We start from the raw sequence: 22,005 nt of genomic DNA, 5'->3' as shown, positions 1-22,005 counted from the left end.
TCAAGTATGGTCATGACTGCGCCATTGACGCCGGAGCAAGATCACAAAAGTATGATTAACCGGCAATATAATGTGGGACGAAACGGGAAGTGTCTTTGGTAATCAGCGTATTGTCCTCGCGAATCCCCATTCCGGAGGCTTCATCGTCAATGATCCAACTGCCAATCAGCGTATAGCTATCGCCAAAGCGCGGCAAAGGCTGAAACGCCTGGTAAATCATCGGCTCGTCAGCGTAGTCGCCGTCGGCATGATCGATAACATTTTGCCGCTCGTCGAAAATCGTGACGTTGCCGCCTTCACGTGAATAAATCGGCTTCCGCACGCTGCTTTCACCTGGCGCTGCGAGCGATTTTTCGCCCTCAAACCAGGCCGGCAGCAGATTCGGATGGCCAGGGAAAAAGCGCCACAATAACGGCAACAGCCCTTTGTTACTCAGAATACTTTTCCACAATGGCTCAATCCATTGCTCACGCCGTTTTCGCAACAGCGGGCCGTTGTCGTCGCGCATCATCCATTCCAGCGGGTAGAGCTTAAAGGCGCGGCGAATCACGTTATCGTCCAGATCGGTCAGCACGCCGCCTACGCCAAGCCCCAGTTCTTCAATATAGATAAATCGCGTTTCCTGGCCCGCCTGCTGCGCGCAATCCTGAAGGTACAGCACCGTCGTGCGATCTTCGTCGGTATCTTCACAACAGCAAAAGTAGAGCGGTTCCCGACTGTACAGCTCGCTGAAGCGGGCGATCAGCCGCTCCTGTATCGCGTTGTATTGATCGGCATCACGCGGGATGGCGCCGCTACGACGGGCATCCTCCAGCCATAGCCATTGAAAGTAGGAGGACTCATAGAGCGACGTCGGCGTATCCGCATTGTATTCCAGCAATTTAACCGGATCTTTGCCGCACCAGACGAAATCCATCCGCCCGTAAAGCGAAGGATCGCGGCTGCGCCAACTTTCGGCGATGACATCCCAGTACAATGGCGGGATCGCCAGCTGCTGCATGATCTGCTCATCCCGGACGGCCCGCTCGACAATCTCCAGACACATCTGATGAAGCTCTGCGGTCGGTTTTTCGATCTGTTCTTCAATTTGCCGTAATGTAAAACGGTAGGCCCGGCTTTCATCCCAGTAAATTTCGTTATCGATAACATGAAAGTCAAAACCGTGATCGCATGCGATCTTATCCAGATCCCGGCGTACCGGTACGTTATGTCGTAGCATGGTTAGCCTCCCCAGTGCCCGCGGGCGCTGGAAGAACGGCCATAGCCGCCGCGGGAGACGGTGGACGCTTTCCGTGTGATATAACCAGGGCTGGTCACGGTATCGCTTTTCCCTGTGCCGCTGCGCCACGCATAATCGCCGGATGTGGTGCGCCAGACGGGACGGGAGACGTAAGATGAACCGCCGCTGCTATAGATGTATTGTTCATCACGGTTCTGGCGAATCGCGCGGCTGAGTAAAAAGCCGCTTAATACCGGAACCCAGCTCCGCTCGGTGATATCAAAGTAGCAATCGCCAAACTGCGACTGACAGCGCTCCTGCGTCAATTGCTTAGGCACATTAGCGTAAAATTCTGTTTTCGCATTATTCCAGCCGTCAGCGCAAACGCTGGCGCTATTGCCATCGTCAATACAGTCGTTCACCGTGGCGTAAAACGTCCCATCGCCGTCGTTGTCACTATTGCTGCCGTCACCGTACCCTTTCAGGAGAAAAAAGGCCGCTCCGCCCATAATCGCCAGCGTCAGGTATTTTGGCGTGTAGCGATTTCGTTGCCGCTCAAAGGGATTGACCGGTTCGGCTATCCGTCTTCTTGCCGAATGGCCTACGCCGGATGTGCTTCTGGATTTTCGTTTTTTTGCCATGATCTTCCGTTACCATGTCATACAGGCAGCGTTAAAAATACCGCCAGCCAGCGCTGCGGTTCCCATAAATAGCCCCGCCGCCACGTTGTGATTAATAATTTTTTCGCTCAGCGTAGGCATGTATAACCTTACGCAACCATAAATCAGCAGTTGAATCACCAGCGCAATGCCGCCCCAGGCAAAATAGTCCGGGATACTGACCGAGTTTATCGCCGCGCTGGATAAGGGGATGACATAGCCCAGCAACGTACCGCTAAAGGCCAGCGATGCCGCAGTATTGTTATTTTTTATCAGCTGCCATTCATTATGCGGCGTTATCTTTGAGTAAATAAAAAGAAATACAATGACCATTGCCGCGCCAATAAAAAAATAGGCGCAGAAAGCCAGTAATGCGTCCAGTATATGCATAATTTCCCTGTATGTGCTTAACCAATAACCGTCAGTGAAGTGAGCGGGATATCCACGCCGAGGGCGCGTGAAAACACCCATTCAGGCTCACCGCGCTCGTTAAATGATTCTTCCCCGTTCAATAGAAGATACTCCCAGGCGTCATCCGTCACCTGGCGCTGGAAGCCCATCGTAAAATTGTGAACGTCCCATTTCTCTGCCTGCTGATTTTCAACCTTTTCCAGCATGTAGACAGGTTCAATATTGCCCGGCTCTTCATGGTTAAAAAAACGCAGCCAGCGCCGTTCTTGCCAGTTGAGCGTCATCGGCCCTATTGCCGCTGGCGCAATGGCTGAACGCCAGTGACGTTCCTCGCTAATACCGAAACTTTCCTCATATACAAAAAGTTTGATGTCATCAATGTCGTCAACATCCGTGCCGCCAGTGGTGTTAATTTGTAGAAACTCATCGCCAGAGGTGTAGTAGCGAAAAATCTGACTGCCGCCGCCTAAATCTATGCGACTCGCTGCCGCGACAGTGTATTTTTCACCCGGTAGCTCCACCAGCAACGACGACTCCAGTAGCCGGAATGCCAGCGTATCCAGCGTGAAACCGGCGTTAAGATGTAATCCTAATGGTCCGCGAATCGGCGCTGGCGCGCTTGTTTTACCGAGCAAACGCTGAAAAAATTGCATCATAGGGGAACCTCTATCTCTTGCCATGCGACCTCTTCAGCCAGAATGCGATTGTCGTTGGGCATAATGCCATTTGAGATCGCGCATTCATGTGCCGTCTCGTATGAAAGCGACGAAGCCCAGCACGGTAGCGCGCTTTCGCGCTACCGATAACAAAGCAGATACTGCCCGATAAACAGGCCCAGCAAAGCGGGCCAGGTCAGTCTGGACAAATGACGCTGGCAGGTTTTGACAATCCACGTAAAGAGCATTATTCGCCTTGTTGACGCTGTAAACGCGCCAACACATCCTGAGCATTGCTTTTATTGGTTGCGCCAATGCCGGCCTGCGCCAGTTTTTCATCCAGGTCGCGTCCATCGGCGACTTTTTCCAGCTGCGCGGCGGCATCCAGCCGGGCCTGGCGTTCAGCCTGACGCGTTTGTAAACGTTTAAGCGACTCCGCCGCCGTAGACACATTCGACGCGGCTCCGACGGTCGACGTCGTCACCGCCTGCTGCGCGCGCTGCATGGCTTCTGTCGCCTTAACCACTTCAAGTTGCTGCTCAAACTGCGCAATCCGCTGGCCTGTCGCCGTTACGGCCTTCTCCACCGCATCGCGAGAGGCTTCCAGATTAGTCAGCACCTGTTCTTCGGCAAGAATGGCATTTTCCAGACGGGCTATTTCTTCCGCCACTTCGTTGAGTAAAGCGGCGTCGACATTCTTACTCATTGCCGCCAACGCCCGTGTTTCAAGGCTGGCTTTACGCTCACGTAAATCATTCAGCTTGTCATGGCTTAACTTCACCCGCGCCAATAAATCCACTCTGGATTTACCCGCTTTATCCAGCTCGGCTTTTGCGTCGCGAATATGCTGCTCCAGCATACGTACACCCTGCGCTTCATCAATGGCGTCTTCTGCCTGAGCAACGAATGATTTACCTAACGTGAACAAACTTTTTAAAATTCCCATGTAAGCCGCCTGTATTATTCCTGTGAATAGACTTGTGTTATTTCAGCGATATCCAACGCATTTTCTACAAGCGTGGTGATTTCCAGCGTCACGTCGGCAAGCGACGAATTTAACGACAGCGCGCCAAAAGCGACATAATATTCCTCCTGTTTTACCTGGGTAATACCGACCGAAGACAGCGGTAAAACCTTCTGATTTCTCAGTAAGAAAAGATTAAATTCCGCGGTATCTCTAATCGTATTTACCGGACAGATATAAGTCTCGATAACTATTTGTTGCGAGGTAAATAAAACCGCCAGTGGTAAATCGCCATAATCATTCATTTTTATTATTAATGAAGATTCATTATTTTCTATATCAATATCTAATTCGGCGATGCTGTTTAATGCATCCGCCAGCGTCCGTGGAGTCCATGCCATATTTTTATCTCTATCTCATTTTTATAAATAAAAGAAATTACAGGGTAGGTTTTTCTTTTTATATTACCAGCCAGAGATAAAAAAAAACCATCCATAATCGGATGGTTTTTTCTTAAAAAATACTATTAACGTCAGGTTCGCTGGCGAACGGCTTCAAACAGACAAATCCCGGTCGCCACAGAGACATTCAGCGACGACACGCTACCAGCCATAGGAATGCTGATCAGCTCATCGCAGTGCTCACGGGTCAAACGACGCATACCTTCACCTTCTGCGCCCATGACCAGCGCCATGCGGCCAGGCATTTTGCTCTGATACAGCGTATGGTCAGCCTCGCCCGCCGTCCCGACAATCCAGATATTCTCTTCCTGCAACATGCGCATCGTGCGCGCCAGGTTGGTGACGCGGATCAACGGCACGCTTTCCGCTGCGCCGCAGGCGACTTTCTTCGCCGTCGCGTTAAGTTGCGCGGAGCGGTCTTTCGGCACGATTACCGCATGTACGCCAGCGGCATCGGCGCTGCGCAGACAGGCGCCAAGATTATGCGGATCGGTGACGCCATCGAGGATCAACAAAAAGGGGCGTTCGTGTAATGCGATCAGATCCGGCAGATCGTTTTCCTGATACTGCCGGCCTGGTTTCACGCGAGCGATAATACCCTGATGCACGGCACCGTCGCTTTTCTCGTCGAGATATTGGCGGTTTGCCAGCTGGATAACCACGCCCTGGGACTCAAGGGCGTGAATCAGCGGCAACAGACGTTTATCTTCACGGCCTTTTAAAATAAAGACTTCCTGAAAACGTTCAGGGGCGCGCTCCAGCAGGGCCTGCACTGCGTGGATGCCGTAAATCATTTCGCTCATTAATGTACTCGTTGTTTACGTTTTGCCGGGGGCGCTACGCTTGCCCGGCCTACAGATAATTCACCCTCTTCTGTTTGAAGAGGGTATTGCTCACTCTGCCGCTTTTTTCTTCGCCGCACGCTTCGCTTTGGTCGCTGCGGCTATTTTCTGCGTTTTAGCCGATGGCTTTTTTGCTTTTCTCGCGTCTTTTTTCGCTGCTTTCGGCTTCGCTTTTTTCTCGCCGCGGAAGGCGCTATCAGGCTCGAAGTTAACTTTTTTACCTACCTGACGACGTTTACCGGCGTTTTTACTTTCACCTTTTTTCGCTTTTTCACGCGCCGTTTTGCCGACGTTACGCGGTGCGCGCTCGCTGGAGATCAAGCTAAAGTCAATTTTCCGTTCGTCCATATTCACCGCTTCGACGCGTACCTCGACCCGGTCGCCCAGGCGATATGTCTGCCCGCCGGACTCGCCAATCAGACGTTGCCCTACCTGATCGAAGCGATAGTAATCGTTATCCAGTGAGGAAACGTGTACCAGCCCATCGATAAACAGTTCATCAAGACGGACAAAGAAGCCGAAACCGGTGACGCTGGCAATCACGCCCTTAAAGACGTTGCCTACCTGATCCAGCATAAAGTCACATTTCAGCCAGTCGGAGACATCACGCGTCGCTTCATCAGCGCGGCGTTCCGCCATCGAACAGTGCTGACCGAGCTGCAACATCTCTTCCATCGAGTAGTGATAACCGCCCGTTTCTGTGGTGTTGCCCTTGTTCCCTTGCTCTTTCGCCAGCAGGTACTTAATGGCGCGGTGCAAAGAAAGATCCGGATAGCGGCGAATCGGCGAGGTAAAGTGCGCATAAGACTGCAACGCCAGGCCAAAGTGCCCGCGGTTTTCCGGATCGTAAATCGCCTGCTTCATTGAACGCAGCAGCATAGTTTGCAGCATTTCGGCGTCCGGCCGGTCGGCAATCGATTCAAGCAGTTCGGCATAATCGCGCGGTTCCGGTTTGTTTCCGCCCGGCAGCTCCAACCCCAGCTCCGCCAGTACGGAGCGGAATGAGGTGATCGCTTCGGTGGTGGGTTTATCATGAATACGGAATAGCGCCGGCTCTTTAGCTTTTTCGACAAAGCGCGCCGCCGAGATATTCGCCATGATCATGCACTCTTCGATAAGCTTATGCGCGTCATTACGCTGGGTCTGTTCGATACGCTCAATGCGACGTTCGGCGTTAAAGATAAACTTCGCCTCTTCGCTCTCAAACGAGATCCCCCCGCGCTCTTCACGCGCTTTATCCAGCACTTTGTAGAGGTTGTGCAGCTCTTCAATATGCTTCACCAGCGGCGCATATTGTTCACGCAGATCCTGATCGCCCTGCAGCATATGCCAGACTTTGGTATAGGTCAGACGCGCATGGGAGCTCATCACCGCTTCATAGAATTTGTAGCCGGTCAGCCGACCTTTCGCCGAGATGGTCATTTCACAGACCATACACAGCCTGTCAACCTGCGGGTTTAGCGAACACAGGCCGTTGGAGAGCACCTCCGGCAACATTGGGACAACCTGTGACGGGAAGTAAACCGACGTGCCGCGATTGCGCGCCTCGCGATCCAACGGCGTTGGCGGCCGTACATAATAGCTCACGTCAGCAATAGCGACCCACAAACGCCAGCCGCCGCCGCGTTTTTTCTCACAGTAAACCGCGTCGTCAAAGTCACGGGCATCTTCGCCATCAATCGTGACCAGCGGCAAATCGCGCAGATCGACACGACCGACTTTCGCCTCTTCCGGCACCTCTTCTTTCAGCCCGGCGACCTGCTGCTCTACCGCCTGCGGCCAGATGTAAGGTATTTCATGGGTACGCAGCGCCATATCAACCGCCATACCGGTGCCCATATTGTCGCCCAGCACTTCGACGATTTTCCCTACCGCTTTAGTACGGCGAGTTGGACGTTGGGTCAGTTCAACCACGACCACGAACCCCATCCGCGCGCCCATGACGTCTTCTGGCGGGATAAGAATGTCGAAGCTGAGACGGCTGTCGTCCGGCACTACAAAGCCGACGCCCGCATCGGTGAAATAACGCCCGACTATCTGACTGGTTTTCGGTACCAGTACACGGACGATACGCGCTTCGCGGCGACCTTTACGATCGGCGCCCAGCGGCTGCGCCAGCACCTGATCGCCATGAATACAGGTTTTCATCTGCTCGCTGGAAAGATACAGATCGTCTTTGCGACCTTCGACACGTAAGAAACCGTAACCGTCACGATGACCGATCACGGTGCCTTTCAGCAGGTCGAGGCGTTCCGGCAGCGCATAGCACTGGCGGCGGGTAAAGACCAGTTGTCCGTCGCGCTCCATCGCGCGCAGGCGGCGACGCAAGGCTTCAAGCTGCTCTTCGCCTTCAATATTCAGTTCTACGGCCAGTTCTTCGCGACTGGCCGGTTTTTCACGTTTCGTTAAATGTTCGAGGATAAATTCCCGGCTCGGGATAGGATTCGCGTATTTTTCTGCTTCGCGTTCCTGGAAAGGATCTTGTGACATTGAGGTTCCTCCATTGTCATCTCTAATGAAGTTTACTTCACTCCACCAGTAATAATTTATAAAGCGGTTGATTCTCTTCAACCAAATCGGCAAGCGTGTAGTTATCCAGCTCCTTGAGAAAACTCTGCACGGCCTTAGAAAGCGCCTGTTTCAGACGACAGGCAGGGGTGATGTGGCAAAATTCGCTGCTACAGTTGACCAGTGATAAGGGTTCCAGCTCACGCACCACATCGCCAATACAAATAGTATTAGCCGGTTTACCCAGGCGGATACCGCCATTTTTTCCCCGAACGGCGGTGACAAAGCCCGCCCGGCTAAGCTGATTGATAATTTTGACCATATGATTACGGGACACGCCGTAGACTTCTGTCACCTCAGAAATGCTGGTCATTCGTCCATCTGGTAACGACGCCATATAGATTAGCGCACGTAAGCCGTAATCGGTGAAACTCGTTAACTGCACATCAACCTCAGGAAAAGGGAAAACGGGATATAACTTATCTGTATTGATGATAAACCAGCCACCTGTCAGGCTGCTAATTTATTTCGGTTCAGGAAGGAAAAAAGCGGGGAACAATGACGCATTTGAGCCGAAGGGTGATGCAAAGCATCTTATCCGGCTAACAAATGCGTACTCATCATAGACCCGGTAAGCGTAGCGTTACCGGGCATCATCCATCAATTACGCGTCGAACGGATCGCGCAGAATCATCGTCTCAGTACGATCGGGGCCGGTAGAAATAATATCAATCGGCACGCCGGTCAGTTCTTCGATACGTTTGATGTAGTTCAGCGCCGCCTGCGGCAGGCCGCTACGATCTTTCACGCCGAAGGTGGATTCAGACCAGCCCGGCATGGTTTCGTAAATCGGCTCTACACCTTTCCAGTCGTCAGCTGCCAGCGGAGTGGTAGTCACTTCGCGACCATCCGGCATACGGTAAGCCACGCAGAGTTTCACCTCTTTCAGGCCATCCAGCACGTCCAGTTTGGTCAGGCAGAAGCCAGACAGGGAGTTCAGCTGTACCGCACGACGAACGGCAACGGTGTCCAGCCAGCCGGTACGACGACGACGGCCGGTAGTAGCGCCATATTCGTTACCCTGCTTGCAGAGGAACTCGCCGGTTTCATCAAACAGTTCGGTCGGGAACGGACCCGCACCTACGCGAGTGGAGTAAGCTTTGAGGATACCCAGAACGTAATCAACATAACGCGGGCCCAGGCCGGAACCGGTCGCCACGCCACCTGCAGTGGTGTTAGAAGAAGTTACGTACGGATAAGTACCGTGGTCGATATCCAGCAGGGTACCCTGCGCACCTTCAAACATGACGAAATCGCCACGCTGACGCGCCTGGTCGAGCAGGTCCGAAACGTCAACAACCATAGAAGTCAGGATGTCGGCAACAGCCATCGTATCATCCAGAACTTTCTGGTAATCAACCGCTTCAGCTTTGTAGTAGTTAACCAACTGGAAGTTGTGATATTCCATCACTTCTTTCAGTTTTTCAGCGAAGGTTTCTTTGTCGAAAAGGTCACCAACACGCAGACCGCGACGTGCCACTTTATCTTCATAAGCAGGCCCGATTCCACGACCGGTGGTGCCGATCGCTTTCGCGCCACGCGCTTTCTCACGCGCGTTATCCAGCGCAACGTGATAATCAAGGATCAGCGGACAGGCTTCAGACAGCAGCAGACGCTCACGAACGGGGATGCCACGGTCTTCCAGTTCTTTCATCTCTTTCATCAGCGCGCTCGGAGACAGCACAACACCGTTACCGATGATGCTGGTTACATTCTCGCGAAGAATACCTGATGGAATAAGATGGAGAACGGTTTTTTCACCGTTGATTACGAGAGTATGGCCTGCGTTGTGACCGCCCTGGTAGCGTACAACATATTTAGCCCGTTCAGTCAGAAGATCGACGATCTTTCCTTTACCTTCGTCACCCCATTGGGTGCCCAGTACGACGACGTTGTTACCCATTTTTCAAAATCACCGTTTGCTTAAAAATGGATTCTACCATCGCTTTTTCAGATATACAGCACTTTTTGCACTCAATCTGCGGCAAATCCGACCACTTTTTGCTCAGCCAATCGTTTTCCTCAACATGTAGTAGACCACAACTCCCGCAACCACAAGTCCGCCGCCAAAACGTCGTAAAACATTTTCCGGCAGTTGCGCCAGTGCCGAAACCATTTTTTTCCATGCGCCGGGATACAGCATCGGTCCCAGCCCTTCGAGGACTAATACCAGAGCAAGCGCCAACCAGATTGTTGAATTCATTTATCGCCCTTATAAAAGAAAACCACCGGCATCCTTTGGATGCGGTGGTTTTGCTGGTCTAAAACCGCTGACGCTATTTTAGCGTGTCGTCGAACTCGGTGTCTTCATGTAGCGGAAGAAATCGCTGTCCGGGCTCAATACCATCACGTCCTGATTACCTTCGAAGCTCTTCTCGTAAGCGCGCAGACTACGAATGAACGCGTAGAAATCAGGGTCCTGACTGAACGCGTCGGCAAACAGCTTCGCGGCTTCAGCATCACCTTCACCACGCATGATACGCCCCTGACGCTCGGCTTCCGCCAGAGTTTTCGTCACCTCATAGTCAGCAGCCGCACGCAGTTTTTCCGCTTCTTCCTGACCTTGTGAACGATGACGACGCGCGACCGCTTCACGCTCGGCGCGCATACGGTTGTAAATCGCCTCAGAAACCTCGGTCGGCAGGTTGATCTGCTTAATACGCACATCGACCACTTCGATACCCAACGCCGCCATACTGTTCGGGTTGATGACCGGTACTTTACCTTTGGTTTCCGCCGTGACGCGTTCCGCCGCTTCGGCAATCGCGTCATCCGCCGCCGGGGTCGCTACTTCATCATCGGTACCGGCTGAACCGGAGTTCAGCGCGTCGCGCACTTCCAGAGTCAGACGACCACGAGAATCGGTCACGATGTCTTTTACGTCCAGGCGACCAATCTCAGAACGCAAACGGTCCGAGAATTTACGTTTTAACAGCACTTCGGCTTGCGAAATATCGCCGCCGCCGGTCGCCAGATAGTAACGGCTAAAGTCGCTGATACGCCATTTGATGTAGGAGTCGACAATCAGGTCTTTCTTCTCTTTAGTCACAAAGCGATCGGCCTGGTTATCCATCGTCTGGATACGCGCATCAAGCATTTTCACTGATTCAATAAACGGGATCTTAAAGTGCAGACCCGGCGCGTAAACCAGCGGTTTGTTCTCATCGTCACGCAGAACTTTACCAAAACGCAGCGTAATGCCGCGCTCGCCCTCTTTGACCACAAAGACGGACATGTAGAGCACTACCAGCACGATGATGATAATCGCAATAACTGACTTACGCATCGTTATTCCCCCTGACGCTGGTAGTCGTTACGCTGCGCATTCGCGCGGCGTTGGTCCATAATATCGCCCTGATTTGAGGACGACGTGTTGCTTGCTCCGCTGGCGTTAGACTTTGTGGACGGCGGCAGGCGCAGCAGGTTGCTGGCGCTATTGTCGCTCTTTGCCGCCGGCGCATTCCCGCCTTTCAGCATCTGATCTAACGGCAGCACCATTAAATTACCGCTCTTGTCGTTAACCAGTACTTTACGGGTATGGCTCAGCACTTTTTCCATCGTTTCAATATACAGACGCTCGCGTGTAATCTGCGGCGCGGCTTTATATTCCGGCAAAATCTTCGCAAACCGGGCGACTTCACCCTGCGCTTCCAGGATAGTCTGGGTTTTATAGGCGCGTGCCTCTTCCAGAATACGCTGCGCCTGACCGTTGGCGCGCGGCTGAACTTCGTTGGTATACGCTTCCGCTTCACGAATGTACTGCTGCTCGTTTTCACGTGCGGCAATCGCGTCGTCAAAGGCGGCTTTCACCTCTTCCGGCGGGCGCGCAGCCTGGAAGTTCACGTCCAGCAGGGTAATCCCCATGTTGTACGGTTTGATAGTCTCTTCCAGCTCGCGTTGGGTATCGCTACGAATAACGGTACGGCCTTCGGTCAGGATGCGATCCATTGTGTATTTACCAATGACGCCACGCAGCGCGCTGTCGGTGGCCTGACGTAGGCTATCGTCCGGGCTGGTCACGCTAAACAGATATTTCTGCGGATCGGTGACGCGGTATTGCACGTTCATTTCAACGCGCACGACGTTTTCATCAGACGTCAGCATCACGCCTGACGCCGCCAGTTCGCGCACCGCTTCGACGTTCACCGGCGTGACGTCGTCAATAAATGTCGGCTTCCAGTTCAGACCTGGCTCTACCAGATGGCTGAATTTACCAAAACGCGTCACAACGCCACGCTCGGCTTCTTTAATGGTATAAAAACCGCTGGCCGCCCAGATAATGACTACTGCCGCCGCGGCGATGGCGACAATACGGCCTCCCAGTTGCGGACGCGGGCCTTGCGATGAGCTACCGCCGCCGGAACCGGTGCCTTTACCGCCCCCAAAACCACCGAGTTTTTTACTCAGCTTACGGAAGATATCATCCAGATCGGGAGGTCCCTGATCGCGGCCACCTTTGTTTCCATTTCCCCCAGAGTTGCTGCCAGGTTTGCTGCTTCCCCACGGGTCGCGGTCCTGTCCGTTATTACCGGGCTGATTCCACGCCATGTTTGTGCTCCATATTTGTTATGCGGTGATCCCCGTTGTCTTTCGACCTCAGAGGATAAGGCGAAATTACTCCATGCTTCAGACGAACCGCCGTTACAGACATCATCTTTCAGGCTGCGTCCTGAGTGGCGGCTTTTTTACCCCAGGTCACTTAGTTGTGAGCTCCTGAAATTCTCTCAGCTACCGCTTCAATACGACCTGAATGACTTCGCGTCTAGATCACGTATTCGATCAACGCCGGTTCTTGTTTACAGAGGCGACGCCAGTCGACAATCGGCATTCGTACCTGCAGACTGACGCTACCGTCTTCCTCCATCCACTCTTTTTCTATTGCCTGAAGCTGATAAAACCGGCTTCTCAGACGCCCTTCCTGCGGCGGCAAACGCAGCGTATGCTGCGCCACCTCGCCGGAAAGACGCTCCGTCAAAGCCTGAAAAAGCTGTGGTATCCCCACGCCGCTTTGCGCTGAAAGCCAAACGCGGATGGGTTTATTCTCTTCATCTCTGTCGATACGCGGTTCAAAGTCGTCCAGCATATCGATTTTGTTCATCACCATTAAGGTGGGGATTTCGTGAGCGTCAATCTCTTCAAGAACGGTGTTTACCGCCTCGATGTTTTCCTGCACGCGAACATCCGCCGCATCGACCACATGCAGCAGCAGCGTCGCCTGACGCGTCTCTTGCAGGGTAGCTTTAAAGGCAGCCACCAGATCGTGCGGTAAATGGCGGATAAAGCCTACCGTATCCGCCAGAACGGTTTCACCGACATCCGCTACATCAATACGACGTAACGTCGGGTCCAGCGTCGCAAATAGCTGATCTGCCGCATAGACCCGCGCTTCAGTGATCTGATTAAAAAGGGTGGATTTTCCGGCGTTGGTATAGCCCACCAGCGATACCGTCGGAACGTCGGCCTTGATGCGCGACTGCCGCCCCTGCTCACGTTGCTTCTCAACTTTCTCCAGGCGCGACTGAATCTGCACAATGCGATTACGCAGTAAACGACGGTCGGTTTCGAGCTGGGTTTCACCCGGACCGCGCAAACCAATCCCGCCTTTCTGACGTTCAAGGTGGGTCCAGCCACGCACCAGACGCGTAGCCAGATGGCGTAGCTGCGCCAGCTCAACCTGCAACTTACCTTCATGGGTACGCGCACGTTGGGCAAAAATATCTAAGATAAGACCGGTGCGATCGATAACCCGGCACTCGCACAAACGCTCCAGGTTTCGCTCCTGGGCTGGACTCAATGCATGATCAAACAATACGACCGCTGCGCCAGTCGCTTTCACGGCTTCCGCAATTTCAACTGCCTTACCTTCACCTACAAAGTACTTCGGGTGCGGTGCTTTACGGCTACCGGTAATCACCTGCATTGCTTCGACACCGGCGGAAGAGACCAGAGATTCAAACTCCTGGAGGTCTTCCATATCTTTGTCTTGCGAAAAATAGATGTGTACCAGTACCGCCTGCTCACCGGCATCATAACGGTCAAACAAGCGTAAACCCTCTTAATAACCAGCGGGGGCGATTATCCGACGCCCCCGACATGGATAAACAGCGCGTGAACTTATTCAGTCTCTTCGCTGTCCTGTTGCGCAGTAGAACCCTGCGCGTTGCTACCGTGATGGTAGTTATTGCTGGCGCCGCCACCGGCATTGTTGCTGTGATGGGAAACCGGGCGAGACGGGACAACAGTAGAAATCGCGTGCTTATAAACCATCTGGCTGACCGTGTTCTTCAACAGGATCACGAACTGATCAAAGGACTCGATTTGACCTTGCAGCTTAATACCATTCACCAAATAAATAGAAACTGGAACACGTTCCCGACGCAATGCGTTCAGGAACGGATCTTGTAAAGATTGCCCCTTAGCCATTCTCTTTTCCTTATATGCTTATTTGTACTTTGAACCTTTCGATTCTGAAAAATTGCGCACGATACGTCTCAATTGTACACATTCAGTCTGCGATAGCACCAACAACCTGTAATACTTCTTTTCGCGCCCGATCGGGATTCTCACTGTCAAGCCAGCGCACCCCTTCCCAACCGCGCAACCAGGTCATCTGGCGCTTCGCCAACTGTCTCGTGGCGCAAACACCTCTATAAACCATTTCATCATATGAGATTTCGCCCTCAATGTATGACCACATCTGGCGGTATCCCACACAACGGATGGAAGGCAAGTCCGTATGCAAATCTCCTCGGGCAAAAAGCGCCCGGACTTCTGCTTCAAAACCTGAAGCCAACATCTGATGAAAACGCAGTTCAATGCGCTGATGGAGCAGTTCACGGCTCGCCGGGGCGATAGCGAACTGATGCACCTGGTACGGTAGCGCGTCTCCTGACGTTTGCGTTAGCTCCGTTAAAGTTTTACCCGAAATGAAAAAAACTTCCAGTGCCCGGGAAAGTCTTTGCGGATCATTTGGATGAATTCGCGCGGCGGCAACCGGATCTATCTCCTGAAGTTGCTGATGCAACGCCTCCCATCCAAGCTCCGCTGCTTGCTGCTCTATCCGGGATCTGACTTCCGGATCTGCTGAAGGCAGCGGCGATAACCCTTCCAGCAATGCCTTAAAATACAGCATGGTACCGCCCACTAACAGCGGGATACGCCCCGCAGCGGTGATCTCCGCCATTTGCGCTAACGCGTCGCGGCGAAAATCCGCCGCCGAATACGCCTGCGACGGGTCGCGTATATCCAACAGTCGATGCGGCGCCGCTTTCAGCTCATCGGCATTCGGCTTAGCCGTGCCAATATCCATTCCCCGATAAATGAGGGCGGAATCAACGCTTATCAACTCTACTGGCAAAACTTTACGCAGTTCTATCGCCAGCGCCGTTTTGCCGGAGGCCGTCGGCCCCATCAAAAATATCGCCTTAGGCAGGCTCGCCTTGCTTACATCATTCATGCTTCAGGGCGTTCATCGCCGAATGTAAATCAACAGGTTGTAACAGGCCACCCGGCGGCGCTTTTACCAGCTGCGGACATAGCCGCTCAACATCCGCCAGCAGCGATATGGCCTGCGCCATCGACCACTGCGGATGTTCGCTCTGCACATTACGCGCTATCCATTGTGCAATATTGACTGTTGCAAATGTGGTCTGCTGCGCCAGGTAGCCTATCAGTTCAGGAATCAAGATTTGTAAATTTTGTTGTCGTAAGGGTAAAGGCACCGCCCGAATGGTCACATGCTGCGCATCCGACTGAAATTCAATACCCAATTCTCCCAACAAAGATTGGGCTTTTTGCAGCGCGGCTTTTTCATCGGCGCTCACTTTTAAACGCAGCGGAATCAGCAACGGCTGCGCGCAAACCGGACTTTGACCCGGTGTAAGCTGCGCCTGACGCAGCCAACGCTCCGCAACCGGCAGCGACAAGAGCTGGATAGTCCCCGCGTGTTCCAGCAACGCGCAGTCACCGCCGACTATCGTCAGTACGCGACCAAAACTCTGGCTATGTCCGTCAAGCGCAGGCGCAACCGGCTCCGGCGCGGGGCTCGTCGTCGGCGTCTGTAAAAGCGCGCGATAAACCTCGCCCTGCTGCTTCTGATAACCTGGCTGCGCGTGCGGCCAACCACCTGCGGACTGACGCCCGCCGTTGCCGCCCGATGCGCCGCCGGAATAACGCGGTGTCGCGGGCTCGCGCGCCGCAGTTGGCTCGGCGGGTACAGCAAAATGGTTGCGCCCGGCGGCGATACGGTTTTCCGGGACATGCCGCGGCGCTGGCGCAATATCCTCCAGCGGCAGCGTCGTTTCCGTCTGCTGTTGCAGAACGCTCAGCACCCCTTGATAGATGAAGTCGTGCACCAGCCGGGATTGATGAAAACGCACTTCGTGCTTGGCGGGATGAACATTGACATCCACCTGATGCGGGTCAATCTCCAGATACAACACAAACGCAGGCTGTTGGTCCGCGCCCAGCTTATCTTCACAGGCCTGGCGAATGGCATGGTTGATCAAGCGGTCGCGCATCATGCGGCCATTCACATAGCAGTACTGGATCTCCGTTAACGCCGTGGTGGTGTGATTCGGATCGGCGACCCAGCCGCGCAGGGTCAGATCGCCATGCTGCCACTCGATCGCCAGTGCCTGTTCGAGAAACGGCGTGCCGCAGATGGCGCCTAACCGGCGCTCTTTTTGCCCGTCCTTTGCGACAGCGCGATACTGCCGTACCAATTTGCCGTTGTGCGACAGGTTAAGCGTGACGTCAAAACGGGCCAATGCAATACGACGGATGATCTCATCGATATGATTAAATTCCGTTTTTTCGGTACGCATGAATTTGCGCCGGGCGGGCGTATTGTAAAAGAGATCCAGAACTTCCAGGGTGGTGCCGACCGGGTGCGCGGCGGGTTTTACCGTCACGTCCATGTCACGCCCTTCCGCATACGCCTGCCAGGCTTCCGCCTGCTCCGCCGTGCGCGACGTTAGCGTCAAACGCGAGACCGAACTGATACTCGCCAGCGCTTCGCCGCGAAATCCCAGACTGATAATCGCTTCCAGATCGTCAAGCGAGGCGATTTTACTGGTGGCATGACGGGCCAGCGCCAGCGCCAGCTCCTCTTTTTTAATGCCGCAGCCATTGTCGCGAATACGAATAAGCTTCGCGCCGCCACGCTCGATGTCGATATCAACGCGGGTAGCGCCTGCATCCAGACTATTCTCTACCAGCTCTTTAACAACCGACGCAGGGCGTTCCACCACTTCGCCAGCGGCGATTTGGTTCGCGAGCTGCGGCGGCAGAACCTGAATCGGCATGAAATCTCCTTAATTCGCGGCGGTTATGGCGCCAGGCTGGTTGGTACTGGCCGTCTGGCCTGGGCCGCCCTGCGGCGCAGACTGGATCGGATGCGCTGCAAAGTACTTACGCAACCCCCGGTATATAGCGTCAGCAATCTGCTGCTGATAGCGGTCGCTCGCCAGCAATCGCTCTTCGCCGTGATTACTGATAAAGCCCGTCTCCACCAAAATGGACGGGATATCCGGCGAACGCAACACTCCCAGGCTAGCGTGTTCCGGGCGGCGTTTATGCAGCGACCCCACGCCGTCGAGTTGGCTTAGTACGTTCGTCGCCACATCATACCCTACCCGCTGCGAATGACCGAATTGCAAATCCAGTACCGCCTGGCTCAGGTAAGGGTCTGACTGACTGTTCGCCAGCACATCGCCAGCGCCGCCTAACAGTTCGGATTGCTTCTCATGCTGCTCAAGCCAGTTTGCCATTTCGCTGTTCGCGCGACGATTGGACAATACCCAGACGGAGGCGCCGGTGGCGTCGCGATTTGGCGCGGCATCCGCATGAATAGAGACAAGGAAGTTGGCGTTTTGCTTACGCGCCACATCAGACCGCCCCATCACCGAAATAAAATAGTCGCCGTCACGCGTCAGCACGCCTTTAAACATCGGATCGTTATTCAGCAATGTGCGTAACTTACGCGCGATGGCGATGGTGACATTTTTCTCGCGCGTACCGCCCGGGCCTATCGCACCGGGGTCCTGACCTCCATGTCCGGCATCAATAGCAATCACCACTTTATCGCCAGCGCCTGCCGACGCGCGCGCCGCAGGCCGCGTAACGGTATTGCTGCTGGTTACGCCGGTCAGGCGATCATCAGAAGATTTAAACGGATTACGGGCAGGCTCCGTCGGACGGGGCGCGCTTTCAACCCGTTTCGCGACGACAGGCGGTGGCGGCGGCGGAACATCGGCATTAATGGTGAAAATGACCGTATAGTTGCCGCCGTTTTGCCGCTTCACCGCCTCGGTTTTACCATTTTCCGTCAGATCGACAAGCAACCGTAAAGATTGCGCATCTTTCGGCGTTCCGGCACGGATCGTTTTCACCAGATTGTTACCGCTAAACTGAAGCGGCAGCCCCTGAATCACGCCGGTCTGCCTGATATCCAGCGCCACGGTACGTTTACCGTCCTGTGAGTAAGCATATTCCGGCTCGCCGATAAAACTCAGCGTAATGCGCGCCTGCTGCTCGCCGTTGGACACCTGAATATCAGAGAGACTGGCGGCGCCCGCGTGCGCGCACAGCAGGATTAAGGCTGCTATTACGGCATTTTTGATGCGATAAATCATCCCGCCACCTTTATAGCTAATCGGCTAAACGCGCCAGTAACGAATGACCCGATGAGGATACCGCGCTTACGCGAGCCTCACGCCCCTGCGCCTGGTAATCAATATGGATTTCGACGTCCGGGTCGGGGAGAACGCCTTTACCTTGTTGCGGCCACTCCACCAGACAAATGGCGTCGTTGGCGAAATAATCGCGAATGCCCATAAACTCCAGCTCCTCCGGGTCCGCAAGACGGTATAAGTCGAAGTGATATACCATCATGTTATCAAGCGCATAAGGCTCTACCAGCGTATAGGTGGGGCTTTTTACATTACCGTTATGGCCTAACGCCTGTAAAAATCCCCGGCTAAACGTCGTTTTACCGGCACCTAAATCGCCATACAGATAAATAACGGTCGCGCCATCACAGGCGTTGGCTACCCGTTGTCCCAGGTCTAGCGTCGCCTGTTCGTCAGGTAGCGGAATTACTCGATTCATCATGGTTTACGTCAATCACATCAGGGTTAACAATACGCCGCAGCGTAGTAAAAAGATCGGTCGCCAACATGCCGCGAGCGCCATAACGCGCTGCCAGTAAGTCCGCCGCCGCGCCGTGAGCCACACATCCCACACATACCGCATCATACGGGGTAAACTTCTGTCCGAGCAATGCGCCGATGATGCCGGACAGGACATCGCCCATCCCGCCGCTCGCCATCCCTGCATTACCAGCGTCAATGATAGCCAGAGGGTGGTGTTCAGCGGCAATAATCGTTCCTGCGCCTTTTAACACGACCACGCCTCCGTACCGTTTTACCAGACGCTGTGCTGAAAGTAAGCGATCACTTTCAATTTCTGCCACAGAACATCCTAACAGGCGGGCAGCCTCTCCCGGATGCGGCGTAATCACGCGATTGTGACGTTTATCAGGATTGATTGCCAGTAGGTTCAACGCATCCGCATCCCACAGCATAGGTTTACGGACGTTTTCTACTTTCTGTAAGGCTTTTTTGCCCCATTCCTGCTGCCCAAGCCCCGGGCCGATCACCACAACGTCAGCCCAGGTCAGGCTCTCTTCCAGCGACTGAGGCGTGAGTTCATGTACCATCAGTTCCGGGCGGGCCGTCAGCAACGGCGCGATGTTTTCACCGCGAGTCAGAACTCTGACCAACCCAGCCCCCGTACGCAGCGCCGCCTCGCCAGCCATCCGAATTGCGCCCGCTGTTCCCTGGTCGCCGCCAATAATCGCCAGACGACCATGATCGCCCTTATGCGAGGTCGGTCGACGCGGCGTTAGCCATTGCCCCAACTGCGTCGCGTCAAAACGCCGGAGCGGCGGCGTCTGGCTCGCCAGCCAGCCTTCCAGTCCCAACGCGTCATAATGCAATATGCCGGTAACGTCACGTGCTTTGCCGGTCAGCAGGCCTGGTTTCAGGGCGATAAACGTGACCGTATGCGCGGCGCTTATCACCGCGCCAGGCGTGGCGCCCGTTTGCGCCAGCAGGCCTGACGGGATATCGACGGCGACAACCGGCGCAGGATGGGCGTTCGCCTGTTCAATCAGACCGGCTACCGGGTCGCGCGGTGCCTGGGCTATGCCGGTGCCAAGCAGCGCGTCGATAATCAGATCCGTCGCTTCCGGCCAGATAATATCGGCAGCATGGATAATGCCGCCGGCATTCAGCCAGGCATCGCGCGCCTGCGCCGCTTCTTCAGGCAACGGTTTGTCGCTCTCCTGCGCCAGCAACGTTACGCTAATGCCCGCCGCTTGCGCTAGTCGCGCCACGACGTAACCATCGCCGCCGTTGTTGCCATGACCACACAACACCAGCCAGTGTCGGGTGTCAGGATAACTGTCACGGGCTACCCGAAATGCCGCGTCGCCAGCGCGCAGCATCAATTCATAGAGTGTGAGTCCGAAGGCATCCGCCGCATCGCGTTCCAGCCGTTTGATGTCATCGGCGGGCCAAATGGAGTGTGGTATACTTACAGGGTTTTTCTTCATGTTATGGTCCATCATGTCAAAGCCCCTCGATCTCAATCAGTTAGCGCAAAATATTAAGCAGTGGGGGCTGGAGCTGGGCTTTCAGCAGGTCGGTATTACTGATACCGATCTGCGCGCATCCGAACCTGCGCTGCAGGCGTGGCTGGACAAACAATACCACGGCGAGATGGCATGGATGGCGCGCCACGGTATGATGCGCGCCCGGCCTCATGAGCTCTTACCCGGTACGCTACGTGTCATCAGCGTGCGCATGAACTATTTGCCCGCCAACGCCGCGTTTGCCAGTACGTTGAAGGATCCCACGCTGGGCTACGTTAGCCGATATGCGCTGGGGCGTGATTATCACAAGCTATTACGCAGCCGCCTTAAAAAACTGGGCGAGCAGATCCAGCAGTACTGCGGTTCGCTGAATTTTAGACCGTTTGTCGACTCTGCGCCTATTCTTGAACGCCCATTAGCGGAAAAAGCCGGACTTGGCTGGACGGGTAAGCACTCACTTATCCTTAATCGGGAGGCAGGCTCATTCTTTTTCCTGGGGGAACTGCTGATTGATTTACCGCTGCCGGTCGACCAGCCGGTCGAGGAAGGTTGCGGCAAATGCGTCGCCTGTATGACCATTTGCCCGACCGGGGCGATTGTCGAACCGTATACGGTGGACGCGCGGCGCTGTATTTCTTATCTCACCATTGAGCTGGAAGGCGCTATTCCGGAAGCATTTCGCCCACTGATAGGCAACCGTATTTACGGCTGCGATGACTGCCAGCTTATCTGTCCATGGAATCGTTACTCTCAGTTGACCGACGAAGCAGATTTTAGCCCACGCAAGGCGCTGCATAACCCAGATTTGCTTGAGTTGTTTAGCTGGAGCGAAGCGCAGTTTCTGAAAGTCACTGAAGGTTCTGCGATTCGGCGCATTGGCCATTTACGCTGGCTGCGCAATGTTGCCGTCGCGCTGGGGAATGCGCCGTGGAGTAATGCCGTCATTACGGCGCTGGAAAGCCGCAAGGGTGAGCATCCACTTCTCGATGAGCATATCGAATGGGCGATTGCGCAACAAATTGAAAAGCGCAACGCCTGCATCATTGAAGTGCAGCTACCGAAAAAACAGCGTCTGGTCAGGGTGATTGAAAAAGGGCTGGTGCGCGATGCCTGAATTATTCACAGGCTGTGTATAAAAATAAAAACACATTGCGATTCAAGAGGGAAAAAAGGAATAGTCAATAACGCTAACGTTTTGAAATCTTATTTTTTCTATATTTTTCAGTAAATTATAGAAATTCTACGCGTCAGGTATGATTTTTTGCATTCCAGGAGTAATGGGCCAACCTGTGGATAAGTCTGTTTACAAGGATCTGACGAAAGCGGAACAAAACGTGACCCAACGCGATATTCGTTGTGGATAATTTTACTGTAGATAAGAATTGGAGCGGGAAACGAGACTCGAACTCGCGACCCCGACCTTGGCAAGGTCGTGCTCTACCAACTGAGCTATTCCCGCTTGGGTGCGTCTGTGCTTAACAAGCACTTTCAAATTTGGAGCGGGAAACGAGACTCGAACTCGCGACCCCGACCTTGGCAAGGTCGTGCTCTACCAACTGAGCTATTCCCG

At 54.0% G+C, this 22,005-nt stretch carries 21 protein-coding genes, 1 tRNA gene and 1 pseudogene; 1 reads left to right on the top strand and 22 read right to left on the bottom strand.

Annotation, left to right across the window (positions count from 1 at the left end; translation table 11 throughout):
• Positions 1-55: 55 nt before the first annotated feature.
• The 21 genes and pseudogenes from ACLJPQ_RS09550 to nnr form a co-directional block, all read right to left on the bottom strand.
• Positions 56-1,219, bottom strand: a complete 1,164-nt coding sequence (locus ACLJPQ_RS09550) for a glutathionylspermidine synthase family protein (protein WP_000943942.1) — start codon at positions 1,217-1,219, stop codon at positions 56-58.
• A gap of 2 nt (positions 1,220-1,221) precedes the next feature.
• Complete coding sequence (locus tag ACLJPQ_RS09545) at positions 1,222-1,860, bottom strand: DUF1190 domain-containing protein (protein ID WP_080184874.1); 639 nt, start codon at positions 1,858-1,860, stop codon at positions 1,222-1,224.
• 9 nt (positions 1,861-1,869) lie between these two features.
• Positions 1,870-2,268 (bottom strand): DUF350 domain-containing protein, encoded by a 399-nt coding sequence (locus tag ACLJPQ_RS09540; protein ID WP_000547738.1) that lies wholly within the window; start codon positions 2,266-2,268, stop codon positions 1,870-1,872.
• 17 nt (positions 2,269-2,285) lie between these two features.
• Entirely contained in the window at positions 2,286-2,969 is a 684-nt protein-coding gene (locus ACLJPQ_RS09535; RefSeq protein ID WP_076736128.1) for a YjfK family protein, read from the bottom strand.
• Between the two features lie 122 nt (positions 2,970-3,091).
• Positions 3,092-3,193: pseudogene (locus tag ACLJPQ_RS09530) on the bottom strand (hypothetical protein); the annotation flags it as partial.
• Positions 3,193-3,891 carry a PspA/IM30 family protein gene (locus ACLJPQ_RS09525; protein WP_000511974.1) on the bottom strand — a complete coding sequence of 233 codons (699 nt, stop codon included), beginning with the start codon at positions 3,889-3,891 and terminating at the stop codon, positions 3,193-3,195. The gene ACLJPQ_RS09525 and the pseudogene ACLJPQ_RS09530, both read right to left, overlap by 1 nt.
• Positions 3,892-3,905: 14 nt before the next feature.
• Positions 3,906-4,310 (bottom strand): YjfI family protein, encoded by a 405-nt coding sequence (locus tag ACLJPQ_RS09520; protein ID WP_000312613.1) that lies wholly within the window; start codon positions 4,308-4,310, stop codon positions 3,906-3,908.
• A 131-nt stretch (positions 4,311-4,441) separates the two neighbouring features.
• Entirely contained in the window at positions 4,442-5,173 is a 732-nt protein-coding gene (gene rlmB / locus ACLJPQ_RS09515; RefSeq protein ID WP_001293277.1) for a 23S rRNA (guanosine(2251)-2'-O)-methyltransferase RlmB, read from the bottom strand.
• A gap of 90 nt (positions 5,174-5,263) precedes the next feature.
• Positions 5,264-7,702, bottom strand: a complete 2,439-nt coding sequence (gene rnr / locus ACLJPQ_RS09510; RefSeq protein ID WP_000076357.1) for a ribonuclease R — start codon at positions 7,700-7,702, stop codon at positions 5,264-5,266.
• A 37-nt stretch (positions 7,703-7,739) separates the two neighbouring features.
• Complete coding sequence (gene nsrR / locus ACLJPQ_RS09505; RefSeq protein ID WP_001177632.1) at positions 7,740-8,165, bottom strand: nitric oxide-sensing transcriptional repressor NsrR; 426 nt, start codon at positions 8,163-8,165, stop codon at positions 7,740-7,742.
• A 219-nt stretch (positions 8,166-8,384) separates the two neighbouring features.
• Positions 8,385-9,683: an adenylosuccinate synthase gene (purA, locus tag ACLJPQ_RS09500; RefSeq protein ID WP_000527972.1), complete on the bottom strand. Its 1,299-nt coding sequence runs from the start codon at positions 9,681-9,683 to the stop codon at positions 8,385-8,387.
• Between the two features lie 102 nt (positions 9,684-9,785).
• Positions 9,786-9,983 carry a DUF2065 domain-containing protein gene (locus tag ACLJPQ_RS09495; RefSeq protein ID WP_001089290.1) on the bottom strand — a complete coding sequence of 66 codons (198 nt, stop codon included), beginning with the start codon at positions 9,981-9,983 and terminating at the stop codon, positions 9,786-9,788.
• 78 nt (positions 9,984-10,061) lie between these two features.
• Positions 10,062-11,066, bottom strand: a complete 1,005-nt coding sequence (gene hflC / locus ACLJPQ_RS09490) for a protease modulator HflC (RefSeq protein WP_001232417.1) — start codon at positions 11,064-11,066, stop codon at positions 10,062-10,064.
• 2 nt (positions 11,067-11,068) lie between these two features.
• The gene (gene hflK / locus ACLJPQ_RS09485) at positions 11,069-12,328 is read right to left on the bottom strand and encodes an FtsH protease activity modulator HflK (RefSeq protein WP_000312505.1); all 1,260 of its coding nucleotides are present in this window, start codon (positions 12,326-12,328) and stop codon (positions 11,069-11,071) included.
• Between the two features lie 214 nt (positions 12,329-12,542).
• A complete protein-coding gene (hflX, locus tag ACLJPQ_RS09480; protein WP_000460338.1) occupies positions 12,543-13,823 on the bottom strand; it encodes a ribosome rescue GTPase HflX in 1,281 nt (426 codons plus the stop codon).
• 71 nt (positions 13,824-13,894) lie between these two features.
• Positions 13,895-14,203, bottom strand: coding sequence for an RNA chaperone Hfq (hfq, locus tag ACLJPQ_RS09475; RefSeq protein ID WP_001051875.1), 309 nt, complete (start codon positions 14,201-14,203; stop codon positions 13,895-13,897).
• Positions 14,204-14,285: 82 nt separating this feature from the next.
• Positions 14,286-15,236 (bottom strand): tRNA (adenosine(37)-N6)-dimethylallyltransferase MiaA, encoded by a 951-nt coding sequence (gene miaA / locus ACLJPQ_RS09470; RefSeq protein ID WP_001000734.1) that lies wholly within the window; start codon positions 15,234-15,236, stop codon positions 14,286-14,288.
• Entirely contained in the window at positions 15,229-17,085 is a 1,857-nt protein-coding gene (mutL, locus tag ACLJPQ_RS09465; protein ID WP_052894884.1) for a DNA mismatch repair endonuclease MutL, read from the bottom strand. The genes miaA and mutL overlap by 8 nt, the downstream gene beginning before the upstream one ends.
• Before the next feature lie 9 nt (positions 17,086-17,094).
• A complete protein-coding gene (gene amiB / locus ACLJPQ_RS09460; RefSeq protein WP_000640348.1) occupies positions 17,095-18,414 on the bottom strand; it encodes an N-acetylmuramoyl-L-alanine amidase AmiB in 1,320 nt (439 codons plus the stop codon).
• 16 nt (positions 18,415-18,430) lie between these two features.
• Positions 18,431-18,892: a tRNA (adenosine(37)-N6)-threonylcarbamoyltransferase complex ATPase subunit type 1 TsaE gene (gene tsaE, locus ACLJPQ_RS09455; RefSeq protein ID WP_000981984.1), complete on the bottom strand. Its 462-nt coding sequence runs from the start codon at positions 18,890-18,892 to the stop codon at positions 18,431-18,433.
• Complete coding sequence (gene nnr, locus ACLJPQ_RS09450) at positions 18,864-20,411, bottom strand: bifunctional ADP-dependent NAD(P)H-hydrate dehydratase/NAD(P)H-hydrate epimerase (RefSeq protein WP_076736124.1); 1,548 nt, start codon at positions 20,409-20,411, stop codon at positions 18,864-18,866. Before nnr ends, tsaE begins: the two co-directional genes overlap by 29 nt.
• Between nnr and queG the strand changes: the two genes are divergently transcribed.
• Positions 20,410-21,549, top strand: a complete 1,140-nt coding sequence (gene queG, locus ACLJPQ_RS09445) for a tRNA epoxyqueuosine(34) reductase QueG (RefSeq protein WP_001670426.1) — start codon at positions 20,410-20,412, stop codon at positions 21,547-21,549. The two genes, nnr and queG, sit on opposite strands and share 2 nt — an antisense overlap.
• Before the next feature lie 269 nt (positions 21,550-21,818).
• Here the strand turns inward: queG and ACLJPQ_RS09440 are convergent.
• A tRNA-Gly gene (locus ACLJPQ_RS09440) sits at positions 21,819-21,894 on the bottom strand.
• Positions 21,895-22,005 lie beyond the last annotated feature (111 nt).

The sequence above is a fragment of the Salmonella sp. SAL04213 genome (assembly GCF_046550535.1).
GTDB classification, from domain to species: Bacteria; Pseudomonadota; Gammaproteobacteria; order Enterobacterales; family Enterobacteriaceae; genus Salmonella; species Salmonella enterica.
Note: the sequence above shows the minus strand (reverse complement) of the source record. Positions and strands in the feature narration are given on the sequence as shown.